Source organism: Cupriavidus phytohabitans, from assembly GCF_017815025.1.
GTDB lineage: Bacteria > Pseudomonadota > Gammaproteobacteria > Burkholderiales > Burkholderiaceae > Cupriavidus.
The window spans coordinates 151,359-161,892 of the sequence record NZ_JAGIQB010000011.1 but is presented as its reverse complement, the minus strand read 5'-3'; the positions used below and the strand labels follow the sequence as shown (position 1 = coordinate 161,892).

Here is a 10,534-nt window from a genome sequence, read left to right as displayed (position 1 = left end):
GCCCCCGTGTGGTCAAAGCCCTGCCTAAGCGCTACACCGTCCGGTACCTCAGAAAGGACCTTAACTGAACGCCATTAGGCCACGCGGCCCCGTTTTCCATTCATGCGAACTTGCAACGGCTCGTCGTCACTCGGGCTGGATATTCGCCGCCTTGATGATGCGACCCCACTTGCCGGACTCCTGCGCCTGGAATTTCGCGAGCTCGGCGGGCGTGCTGGTAAACACTTCGGTGCCTGTCGACTGGTAGAAGCTGGCCGCGGTGTCGCTGCGCGCGGCCTTCACCATCAGCGCGTTGAGCCTGGTCACCACGGGCTGCGGCGTTCCGGCCGGCGCATACGCCGCGAACCAATAGCTCATCTCATAGCCCTTGACGCCGGCCTCGTCGATGGTCGGCACGTCGGGCGCCAGCGGCGAGCGTGCCTTGCCCGAAACGCCCAACGCGCGCAGCTTGCCGCTCTTGACCTGCGGCAGGCCCGTGGCGGTGTCGGTGATCATCATCTGGATCTGGTTGCCGAGCAGGTCGGTGATCGCCAGCGGGTTGCTCTTGTACGGCACATGCAGCAGCTCGACGTGCGCCATCTGCTGGAACAGCTCGCCGGCGATGCGCGACGACGAGCTGCCGCTGCCGAAGCTGAGCTTGCCCGGTTGCTTCTTTGCCAGCGCGATGAACTCGCCCACGGTCTTGGCCGGCACCTGGGGGTTGACCACCATGATCTGGCCGCCGCGGCCGAGCGCGGTCACCGGCGCATAGTCCTTGACCGGGTCGTATGGCAGCTTCCTGAACAGGTGCTCGTTGGCGGCATGCGTGGTGTTGGTGCTGATCAGCACGGTGTAGCCGTCGGGCGCGGCCTTGGCGACGTCAGACGCCGCGATAAAGCCGTTGGCGCCGGGCTTGTTGTCGACCACCACGGTGACCTTGCTGTCCACCGTGATGGCCTGGCCGATGGCCCGCGCGAGCTGGTCGGTGGCGCTGCCGGCGGCGAATGGCACCACGAAGCGGATCGGCTTGTCGGGGAATTCGGCCCACGCCTGTCCGGCGGGCAGGACCAGTGCGCACAGCGCGACGGCGGCCAGTGGCTTGAGGAATCGGTGCATCGTTGTCTCCTGTAGAAATCGTTGTTGGTGCGGATTCAGGGTGCGGCCGGCGCCAGCCGCGGCGGCAGCGGGATCTGCAGCTGCAGCAGGCGGAATGACAGCGCCTTGCCGTGGGTGTCGAGGTTGAGCGCGTCATTGACGCCGCCGTCGAGCACGCCGTCGATGACGAAGTTCATGGCGTGCAGCGACGGCACCAGGTAGCGCGTGACGGCGCTGGGCCGGCGCTCGCTGAACAGCGCGCGCACGGCGTCCTCGGTGACCTGGGCAACCAGGTGCTCGTAGTCGCGCGCGTCGTAGGCGATCACGCTGATGTTGGAACGGTCGCCCTTGTCGCCGGTGCGGCCGTGGGCGAACTGGTAGAGCGCGGCGGTGGCAGTATCGATCGTGGTCATGGCGTCGTCCTCAGGCGATGAAGCGATGCGTGGCGGTGACGGCTTCGCGCGGCACCAGGCACGACACGGCGTTAAGACGCGCGCGTTGCGCCGTGCGCACGCCGCCGCCGCCGGCGGGGCCGCAGGTGTAGAGCGCGTTGACCTCGCGCAGCAGCGCCTGCGCCACTGCGGCATCGTCATGCGCCAGCGCCGCGCGCAGGCGCACGTCCTGCGCTTCGGCTTCGGACGGCTGGCGCCGGGCGAGCATCGCGCCGGCGTCGTCGGCGAATACGCTGAGCACGCCGATCAGGTCGAAGCGGATGGGCACGTCGTGGCCAAGCATCTGCATGCGCCGGCGCAGGATGTCGGCCGCCAGGCGCGCGCGGGCAGCGGCGTTCGGGCCGGCATAGGAGATCTCGCCTTCGGCCAGCCAGCCGCCGTGGCTGAACACATTGGCCTTGAGCTGCGCCGGGCGGGCGTGGCCGCGCACGTTGCGCACCGCCACGCGGTCCGGGCCAATCTGCGTGACGATGACGGCGCCAATGTCGGCGACTACGTCAGGGGTCAGGTACGCGGCCGGATCGTGGACTTCGTACAGCAATTGCTCCTTGACCGTGCGCAGGTCGACGCAGCCGCCGGTATCGGCTGCCTTGAAGATCTCGATGCCGCCGTCGCTGGCGAGCTGCGCGATCGGAAAACCAAGCGCGTGGACATCGGGCACGTCCTTCATGCCGGGATCGGCAAAGTAGCCGCCTGTGACCTGGGCCCCGCACTCGAGCAGGTGGCCGGCCATGGTGGCGGCGGCGAGCCGGTCCCAGTCGTGCCACGACCAGCCGTGATGCGCCATCGCCGGACCCACCGCCAGCGCCGGGTCGGCGACGCGGCCGCACACCACGACCTGCGCGCCGCCGGCCAGCGCCGCGGCGATGCCTTGTGCGCCGATATAGGCGTTGGCGCAGACAAAGCGCTCGGCGTCGAAGGCGTCGCCAAGGATGCCCTGGAGCAGCGCGCGCCCGGCGTCGTGCGAGAGATCGTCGCCCTCCACTACCGCCACGCGCGGCACCGGCAGGCCGAGTTCGGCCGCCAGCTGCAGCACGCGCCGCGCCGCCGCTTGCGGATTGGCCGCGCCGAAATTGCCGATGATGGGAATGCCATGTTGCAGGCACAGGCCGAGCACCGGCGCCAGCAGCGCATCGAGCAGCGGTTCGTAGCCGTGCGCGGGATCGTTGCGCCGCGCCAGCTGCGCCAGCGCCAGCGTGCGTTCGGCCAGCGTCTCGAAGATCAGCGCCGCGGGCTGGCCGGCGGCGATCAGCGTGCGCACCACCGGCAATGCGGCGTCGGTGCGGTCGCCGGAGAAGCCGGCGCCGGAGCCGATCAGCAAGGGAGCAGTCATGGTCGGGGCAAGGTTGTTGGCTGGGTCGAAGCCATTCTAGGCCGCACCCGTCCAGCCAAAAAACGGATTATTTGGATTAATCTATCGTCTTATTGGATAAGTACGAATCCTCGATGAACCTGTCGGTCAAGCACCTGCGCGCCTTCGTGGCGCTGGCGACCTACCGCAACTTCACCCGCGCGGCGCGCGCCTGCCACCTGTCGCAGTCGGCCTTCAGCGCACTGGTGCAGACGCTGGAGGAGCAGGCCGGCAGCCGCCTGTTCGAGCGCACCACGCGCCACGTTGAGCTGAGCACTGATGGCGTGCGCTTCGAGCAGACCGCGCGGCGGCTGCTGGCGGATTTCGAAGCGGCGTTTGAGGACCTGCGCGCGCACGCCGAGCGGCGCAAGGGCCGCGTGTCGATCGCCGCGCTGCCGTCGCTGGCGGGCGGCGACCTGCCGCCGCTGCTGGCACAGTTCCGCGCACGCTACCCAGGCATCGTGCTGGAACTGTTCGACCAGTTGGCCGATGGCTGCATCGAACTGGTCCGGCAGGGCCGCGCCGACTTCGCGCTGGCACCCGCGCCGGCGCAGGACGACGACCTGCGCGTCGAGCCGCTGGTGCGCGACACCTTCCACCTGGTATGCCCGGCCGGCCATCCGCTGGCGCGCAAGCGCCGCATCGCGCCGCAAGCCCTGGCGGGCGAGCCGTTTATCCAGCTGTCGCGCACGACCAGCGTGCGCCAGCATCTCGACGCTGCACTGCACCCGTTGCGGGTACACAGCGTGATGGAGGTGGAGCACCTGGCGACCGTGGCGGCGCTGGTGCAGGCCGGACTCGGCATCAGCGCGGTGCCGTCGCTGGCGCTGTTCCAGTTCCGGCGCGAGGGCCTGGCGATCCGGCCGCTGCAGCTGCCGTCACTGGTGCGCGATATCTGCCTGGTGCGGATGAAGGACCGCGGCGACTCCGCGGCCGCCGCGGCAATGATCGAAAGCCTGCAGGCGTTCTACCGCGGCGGCAAGGCTCCGGCGCGGCGCTGACCCGCCCCCATCACCCTCGCGGACTGGCACGCAGAATTGGGTACGCTTTGCCGTTTGCGGCTGGTCAGAAGTGGCCGAGGTAGCCGCCGTCGACCGCCAGCACGTGCCCGGTGATATACGACGCCGCCGGCGATGCCAGGAATACCGCCGCGCCCGCGATCTCATCCGGCCGGCCCCAGCGGCCCAGCGAGGTACGCTGGCGCAGCCACTCGGCCACGCTTTCGTCGTCGACCATCGGCTGGTTCGGTTCGGTGGCGAAGTAGCCGGGCGCGATCGCGTTGACGGTGACGCCGAAGCGGCCCAGGTCCGCGGCCAGCGCGCGCGTCAGCGCATCCAGCCCGCCTTTGGTGGCGGGATATAGCACGTCGCCCGCGCGCGCGACCTGGCCCGCGATCGAGCTGACGTTGACGATGCGGCCGTACCGGCCGCGCTGCATCCGTTGCGCGGCGTGGCGGCACAGCGTATAGGGCGCGACCAGGTTGGTCTCGAGCATTTCGCGCAGGTCGCCGGCATCGAGATGCGCCATCGAGCTGCGGTTGCGCGCGCCGGCGTTGTTGACCAGGACATCGAGCCGGCCATGGGCGGCATCGATCCGCGCGAACGCTGCCTCGACCGCCGCTTCATCGGTGATGTCGAGCACCAGCGCCTCGGCGCTGCCGCCGCGCGCGGCCAGGGTGGCGACCGCGTCGTGCACGCGCGCCTCGCTGCGCGCCGCCACCAGCACATGCGCACCGGCATCGGCCAGCCCGGCGGCAATCGCCAGGCCCAGGCCCTGCGCGCCGCCGGTCACCAGCGCGACGCGCCCATGCAGTGAAAACGGGGTACGCGCAGCGGCGTCGGGGGATGAGATAGGAGTAGCCATGCGGGCGAATATACCGCAGCAGGCCGGCCCACGTTGCGCGCAGCCAGCCTGCCCCGCAGGCCTGTCCGCCCGCTCGCTCAGCGGATCAGCTTGCCGGTGGAAGAGACGATCGACATCTCGACAAAGGACGAGCCGGTATGGCGCGCGGCGCTGTAGCTGATCAGGATGCCGCCGAGGTCATAGTCGCGCAGGCCTTCGAGCGCGCTGACCAGGCGCTCGCGCGTCGGCTCGGGCCCGGCGCGGCGCAGGCCTTCCACCAGCACCTTCGCCGACATGAAGCCCTCCATGCCGGCGTTGGACGGCTCCACGCCCTGCTGCCGGGCCTGGTTGCGGTACTCGCTGGCGAGCGTCATCTGGCTGGAGTTGGTCCCCGGCACCACCTGCGTGATGATCAGCCCGCGCGCATCGTCGCCCAGCTCGCGGATAAAGGAGTCGGCGGCGTTGTTCGACAGCGTGACGAACTGCGCCTGGCTGCCGGCGCGGCGCAGCTCGCGGATGATGCGCGCGGCTTCCGAGCCCGAGCCGATCACCAGCACCGCCTGCGGGTTGGCCTTGTTCATGGTGGCAACGCCCTGGCTGATGTCGCCCATCGGCCGCGCGAAGCTGACGGCCGCCGCGGGCTGCACGCCGCGCGCCTGCAGCGCGGTGGTATAGCCTTCGAGCACGTCCTGGCCGAAGCCGTCGGTGGTGTGGAAGATGCCGATCCGGCTCATGCCGGTGGTGGCCAGGTGGTTGATCGCGCGCGCGACTTCATCCTGGTACTTGGCGCGCACGTTGAACACGTAGCGGTTCACCGGCCGGTGCAGCGTGATCGCACCGGTCAGCGGCGCCACCAGCGGCACCTTGTGCTCGGCCACCAGCGGCAGGATGCTCTCGTTCTGCGGCGTGCCGCGCACCATGAACAGCGCGAACACCTTGTCTTCGTCGAGCAGCTTGCGCACATTGTCCGGCGTGCGCTTGGCATCGAAGCCATCGTCGTAGGTGACCAGCTCGATGCGCCGTCCCGCCACGCCGCCACTGGCGTTGACCGAGCGCAGGTACACCTGCGCGCCGGCGATCTGCTCCTTGACCGAACCGGCGACCGGGCCGGTGATGCCGGCCGACTGGCCGATGCGGATGGTGTTGCGGGTCACGCCCGGTTCCGCCTGCGCCGTTTGGGCGGCCCATCCCAGCGTGGCGGCCAGCACGCCGCACGCGATCCATTTCGCCTTCATCGTTGTCCCCTCTGGTATGTCGTTCTTCTGTTGCACGATTGCGCGCGCTGCGCACGGCAATAGCCATGCGCCGTTGCGAAAATTACCGCATGCGTCAGGCCAGGGCAAACAGGAGGTGGAGGGGTGTTGCAGCGGCATCACACCGGAACCGGATGGCGGTTCCGGTGTGGCCAGCCACGCGCTAAGAGATGCGCGTCAAGGCGCGCCACGCGGGGGCGCGCGAGAGACTGCGGATGGCCTTTGCCCTCACGACGGCAAGGCCTGCTGCGGACGGATCAGGGGAAGGCCGGCACGGCCGGATCGAGACCGGCGAAACGGGCTTCCGGATGCGCGTTCTGCAGCAGCGTTTCGATTTCCTCGACGCGGCCGCGCGGCACGTCGACCATCAGCAGGATCTTGCCCGCCTCGATGTCCTTCTCGAACGCGCGCAGGCGGCTGTTGGGCGCAGAACTGCCGATCATGCTCGCGGCCCATGCGCCGAACACCGCGCCGAGCACCGCCAGCACCCCGACCAGGCCCCACTGCGGCGTATCGCCGACGATCGGGAACATGGCCACCACCACGCCAGCCACCACGCCCACGCCGCCGCCGACCATCAGGCCCATTTCCGCGGCATGGACGATGTCGGACGTCTGGAACAGGTTGGCTTCGTGCAGGCCCGTCATGTCTTCGCCGTCGCGCGCCACGAAGTGGATGCGGCGGTTTTCGACGCGGGCGAGCAGCAGGTCGTCCATGGTGCGCCGGGCGCTTGCCACGTCGGGCAACAACCAGAAGATGCGTTTGCGCATGTCTCTCTCCTTGTTCAGGCCGCGCCGTTGGTGTGGGTAGACCAGGTGAGAAAGTACCGCTGACGGCGCGGGGTTATTTCGTTGTACGCCGTTCGGGTGGCAAGCGCAAGGCAACCGCCGGGTCGCTTCGCGCGCGCACGCGCATGTGAAGCGCACGCGTGCCCTGCTGGTGCAAGGCACGCGTCACGTGGGTAAGAAACGCCTGGAAAAGCGCGGCGAAAGCCGCTTCAGAAAGTGATCGGCAGGCGCAGGTTCACCTGCAGGTCGGGCGTGTCCCGCGTCAGGCCCGCACCCACCGACAGGTTCAGCGTGTAGCGGTCGTTGAAGCGGTACGAGTAGCCCACCAGCAGCGTGCCTTGCGTGATGCGCACCGAGCCCGGCACGGTCTGTCCGTTCTGCTTGGTCGGCCAGATGATGGCCTGGTCATAGCCGATACTGAACGAGGCCTTCTCGTTGAGCGACAGGCCCATGCCGAAGCTGAACTCGAAGATATCGCCCGGGGCGATCTTGCCCAGGTTCTCCGTCTGGCCGTTGAGCACCGTGCGGCTGACGTTGTCGCGAGCAAAGTTGTGCAGGTAGCTGAAGGTACCGAAGAACACCGCGGGGTCGGTCGGCAGCAGCCAGGTGATACCCGGCTGGATGGCCTGGAAGCCGGTGCCGGTCGGCAGCCCGAGCGGCAGGCCGGTGCCGGTGGTGTTGCCCACGCAGCGCGTCACGCAATCGGTCACCACTTCGAACGGATCCGTGCCGGTGGCCGACTTGTAGCGCAGCCAGCCGACGAAGTACGGCATCTTCTCGTTGCCGTAGTTGAGCTGGTAGCGCACCGTCGCCTCGACGTCGCCGAGGCCGGCGCCGCTGGCATTGAATACGTTGTCGACGGCGGTGCCGGTGAAGACTTCACGGCTGATGGTCGAGCCCGAGGTCTTCACGTAAGGCACCTTGGCCTCGACTTCCAGCCGCTTGGTCACGCCATAGCGCAGCGCGATCGACGGGATGTAGGTCGAGGTCTTGACCTCGCGCACATCGAGCAGGCCGATCAGGATCGCGGGGATCACCGTGTAGCCCACCAGCGCCACGCGGTTGTTGGACGAGTAGCCGTACTGGAAGCCAGGCTCGACCACCAGCTTGCCCTGCGCGGTCAGCACGCCGGGCTGGTCGATGATCGGCGCGATCTCGGGCGGCCGGGTTTCGCGCTCGGGCGGGCGGCCCACGGGTTCTTCCACGGCCACGGTCTGCGGGTTGGCGGACTCGCCCGCCTGCGGGCCCTGCGCGACATCCTGAGGCGGCTGCAGCGTGATCTGCTGCGGGTTGTTGACCGCGTTGGGCGCGCTTTGCGCCGCGCTGGCCGCCGCCGCAGCGGTGGCGGCATTGGTGGCGTTGTTGGACGGCGACACGCCGCCGCCGACACCCTGGCCGCCGCGCTTGGTGGCCAGCACTTCATTGCTGATGACGCTGCGCAGCTCGCGGATGACTGCCTCTTGTTCGGCCAGTGCCCGCTTCATGGCGTCGAGCTGGGTGGCCTGTTCGGCGAGTTCCCTTTGCAGCATTTCCAGGCCCGCCGCGGGTCCGCCCGCATCCGGGGTCTGGGCCTGCGCCAGGCCACCGAGCAACAGCAACGTCGAGCATCCGGCGCTCCGGATGCCCTGCATCGACCGCTTCTTCATCACGTCTTCCTCCCCCGGGACGGGCGGGCTATTGTCAGGAGCCCGCAACCTGTACTGCCTGCTGCTTCGCTACGATTACCTCATGCTGGCGGCCCGCATCAACGCATCCTGCAGCGTCGTGTTGGCCAATTGCGACCGGAAAGCCTGCAGCGTATTCACGCTTGCGTCGATTGTCATCAGGCTCCGGATGCTCTGGTTGTTCAGACTGTTCTGGATCACCGTCGTGGGCGTACCCGCCAGCGACCCTACCGCGGCCGAATTGCCAGGGCCGTTCTGGATCACGTTCAACAAGCCGTTGGTCGCCACCTGGCCAGTGCTGGTCCCGACCACCGTCATGGGCGGGCCGGCAGCGCCGGCACTGCTGGCACTGCTGCCGCTGGCCGACGCGGACGCAGACGCGGCAGCACCGGCCGCACCGCTGGTCGACGCCGCAGCGCCGGCGCTCGCGCTGCCGGCCGACCCGTTCGCGCTTCCCTGAGCACCGCCCGTGAGACCCGCTAGCGCGCTATCGACCGCGGCGTTCGTGGAAGCCACAATGGCGGGACCCAGTGTCGTCGCCAGGCGCGCCGCCTGTTCTGCGGTGATGCGTCCGACGTCCGGGATGTTAATGCTGGTTGCGACGACCAGGGCCCCGTTGATATACACCGCGCGTTCGATACCGAACGAAACTTGCAGGTTCGGCATCTCGAATCCGCCCCGCATCTCGTCAAGCTTTTCATGTGCGACCGGTTTCCAGCCGGCCATGCTGCCGCGCGCGGCAGCCACGGGTGTGTCAGTATCGCGGGCCGAAGCGGCTGCCTGCGATGGCAGCGCCGACGGGTCGAGCCGGTCGGGCTGGTCAAGCGAACTGGCATGTGCCACGCCGGCACAGGCCAGACCCGCACCAAGCAGCATCGCGGCCGCCGCCGTGGCGGTGCGAGGCGCTGCAGGGGTCGGGAGGGAAGTCTGCAACATGATGCATTCCTCAGAAATCGCCAACGCCATGCTTGGGCATGACAGTGAAAAACAGGCTATCCCGGTTGACTCCCATCCAGTAAGGGCCGCTGGGCGCCAGGCGCCAGTCCGCGGCCAGGTTGAAGCGCGCGTTGTCCGTGCGGTTGTGGATCACGAACAACAGCTGGCTTTCCCATACTTTTTCGAAGTGCTCGCGTGACATGGCACGTGTTCCGCGGGCCGGATCACCGACCAGCACGCGGTTGCCCTTCACACCCTTGATCACCACGAAATGGTGGTAGCCATTCTCGGCGATCAGCACAATGGCCGGCACCTGCGTTTCTTCCAGCTTGGAAAGCGGCAATTCATAGCCGTCTGCTTCATAGCCCAACGCGGCCAGGAAGCGCTTCATGTCCAGCAGCGAGAACCCTTCGGCGCGGATCTTGGCCTGGTCGCCGTTGAGATACATGCTCTGGAACACCGTGGCTTCGTTCATCGGATGGCCGTACTGGTAGGTCAGCAGCGTGGCCACCGCGGCCGAGCCGCAGCTGAAGTCGTATTGCTGCCGGATCGTGGATTTGAAGCGCGCTTCGCGAACGCTGGTGACCCTGACGTTGTAGGGTTCGCCTGACGGACCGTAGAAAAGCGTGTCTGCGGCGTGGGCACAGGGGGTGGCCCCCGCGACCAGAGCGAACGTTACAGACGCCAACAGTTTTCGCAGCAGCTTCATTATTTGAACTGGACGTTGAGGATCGTGGCGTTCTGGATCAGCACGTTGGAGCCGGAATTCTGGATTGCCGTAGGAATTCCAGAGGCGCTCGCGAACGCGCCATCCGCAATATTGTTCGCACCGGACAACACGTTGACCGCCGCGTTCTCGGCCACGGTGCCGTGCAAGCGCATGTCGTTGACAGTAACTTCCGAACCACCGCGGATATCATCTAGTTTAGTCACAGGTACAGCTTTCGCCACCCCGCCGAACAATGTGGTGTCGGCTGCGGCTGAAGGTTGCGTGTGAGCAACAGTCTCCTGCGGGACGCTTGCAACACTGCGTGCGGCTGCCATGGCCTGATCCAGCCCTGGCGGCTCTGCACTTGCCTGCAGTGCAGGACAGGCAAGTAGGACCGTCGCAAACGCACTGACGGCAATGCGGACCGATTGCATGGTGTCATCCTCCCCAGGCCTCGTGCACGTA

At 67.8% G+C, this 10,534-nt stretch carries 11 protein-coding genes; 1 reads left to right on the top strand and 10 read right to left on the bottom strand.

Annotated elements, in window-relative coordinates; translation table 11 throughout:
* Nucleotides 1–126: 126 nt before the first annotated feature.
* Genes J8I34_RS10330 through J8I34_RS10320 form a run of 3 tightly spaced genes read right to left on the bottom strand, consistent with a single transcriptional unit; the run spans nt 127 to nt 2,859 of the window.
* Nucleotides 127–1,095 carry a Bug family tripartite tricarboxylate transporter substrate binding protein gene (locus tag J8I34_RS10330; protein ID WP_029045080.1) on the bottom strand — a complete coding sequence of 323 codons (969 nt, stop codon included), beginning with the start codon at nt 1,093–1,095 and terminating at the stop codon, nt 127–129.
* A gap of 35 nt (nt 1,096–1,130) precedes the next feature.
* Nucleotides 1,131–1,487 carry an AtuA-related protein gene (locus J8I34_RS10325; protein WP_209772686.1) on the bottom strand — a complete coding sequence of 119 codons (357 nt, stop codon included), beginning with the start codon at nt 1,485–1,487 and terminating at the stop codon, nt 1,131–1,133.
* 10 nt (nt 1,488–1,497) lie between these two features.
* Entirely contained in the window at nt 1,498–2,859 is a 1,362-nt protein-coding gene (locus J8I34_RS10320; RefSeq protein WP_209772689.1) for an acyclic terpene utilization AtuA family protein, read from the bottom strand.
* Between the two features lie 113 nt (nt 2,860–2,972).
* Between J8I34_RS10320 and J8I34_RS10315 the strand changes: the two genes are divergently transcribed.
* Entirely contained in the window at nt 2,973–3,878 is a 906-nt protein-coding gene (locus tag J8I34_RS10315) for a LysR family transcriptional regulator (protein WP_029045083.1), read from the top strand.
* Nucleotides 3,879–3,942: 64 nt separating this feature from the next.
* On the opposite strand, the gene J8I34_RS10310 is transcribed toward J8I34_RS10315, so the two are convergent.
* From J8I34_RS10310 to J8I34_RS10280, 7 genes are all read right to left on the bottom strand, one after another.
* Nucleotides 3,943–4,740, bottom strand: coding sequence for an SDR family oxidoreductase (locus J8I34_RS10310; protein ID WP_209805965.1), 798 nt, complete (start codon nt 4,738–4,740; stop codon nt 3,943–3,945).
* 77 nt (nt 4,741–4,817) lie between these two features.
* Nucleotides 4,818–5,954, bottom strand: a complete 1,137-nt coding sequence (locus J8I34_RS10305) for an ABC transporter substrate-binding protein (protein WP_029045085.1) — start codon at nt 5,952–5,954, stop codon at nt 4,818–4,820.
* 275 nt (nt 5,955–6,229) lie between these two features.
* Nucleotides 6,230–6,742 (bottom strand): hypothetical protein, encoded by a 513-nt coding sequence (locus tag J8I34_RS10300; protein ID WP_029045086.1) that lies wholly within the window; start codon nt 6,740–6,742, stop codon nt 6,230–6,232.
* A gap of 227 nt (nt 6,743–6,969) precedes the next feature.
* A complete protein-coding gene (locus J8I34_RS10295; protein WP_209805964.1) occupies nt 6,970–8,406 on the bottom strand; it encodes an acetate kinase in 1,437 nt (478 codons plus the stop codon).
* Nucleotides 8,407–8,481: 75 nt separating this feature from the next.
* Nucleotides 8,482–9,360, bottom strand: coding sequence for a hypothetical protein (locus J8I34_RS10290; RefSeq protein WP_029045088.1), 879 nt, complete (start codon nt 9,358–9,360; stop codon nt 8,482–8,484).
* 10 nt (nt 9,361–9,370) lie between these two features.
* A complete protein-coding gene (locus tag J8I34_RS10285) occupies nt 9,371–10,069 on the bottom strand; it encodes a C39 family peptidase (protein ID WP_029045089.1) in 699 nt (232 codons plus the stop codon).
* Nucleotides 10,069–10,503, bottom strand: coding sequence for a hypothetical protein (locus J8I34_RS10280; protein ID WP_029045090.1), 435 nt, complete (start codon nt 10,501–10,503; stop codon nt 10,069–10,071). The genes J8I34_RS10285 and J8I34_RS10280 overlap by 1 nt, the downstream gene beginning before the upstream one ends.
* Nucleotides 10,504–10,534: the final 31 nt, after the last annotated feature.

What these genes read in the sequence shown, in the direction of transcription:
- J8I34_RS10330 (WP_029045080.1), bottom strand. Translation starts at nt 1,095, where the DNA reads ATGCACCGATTCCTCAAGCCACTGGCCGCCGTCGCGCTGTGCGCACTG.
- J8I34_RS10325 (WP_209772686.1), bottom strand. Translation starts at nt 1,487, where the DNA reads ATGACCACGATCGATACTGCCACCGCCGCGCTCTACCAGTTCGCCCAC.
- J8I34_RS10320 (WP_209772689.1), bottom strand. Translation starts at nt 2,859, where the DNA reads ATGACTGCTCCCTTGCTGATCGGCTCCGGCGCCGGCTTCTCCGGCGAC.
- J8I34_RS10315 (WP_029045083.1), top strand. Translation starts at nt 2,973, where the DNA reads ATGAACCTGTCGGTCAAGCACCTGCGCGCCTTCGTGGCGCTGGCGACC.
- J8I34_RS10310 (WP_209805965.1), bottom strand. Translation starts at nt 4,740, where the DNA reads ATGGCTACTCCTATCTCATCCCCCGACGCCGCTGCGCGTACCCCGTTT.
- J8I34_RS10305 (WP_029045085.1), bottom strand. Translation starts at nt 5,954, where the DNA reads ATGAAGGCGAAATGGATCGCGTGCGGCGTGCTGGCCGCCACGCTGGGA.
- J8I34_RS10300 (WP_029045086.1), bottom strand. Translation starts at nt 6,742, where the DNA reads ATGCGCAAACGCATCTTCTGGTTGTTGCCCGACGTGGCAAGCGCCCGG.
- J8I34_RS10295 (WP_209805964.1), bottom strand. Translation starts at nt 8,406, where the DNA reads ATGAAGAAGCGGTCGATGCAGGGCATCCGGAGCGCCGGATGCTCGACG.
- J8I34_RS10290 (WP_029045088.1), bottom strand. Translation starts at nt 9,360, where the DNA reads ATGTTGCAGACTTCCCTCCCGACCCCTGCAGCGCCTCGCACCGCCACG.
- J8I34_RS10285 (WP_029045089.1), bottom strand. Translation starts at nt 10,069, where the DNA reads ATGAAGCTGCTGCGAAAACTGTTGGCGTCTGTAACGTTCGCTCTGGTC.
- J8I34_RS10280 (WP_029045090.1), bottom strand. Translation starts at nt 10,503, where the DNA reads ATGCAATCGGTCCGCATTGCCGTCAGTGCGTTTGCGACGGTCCTACTT.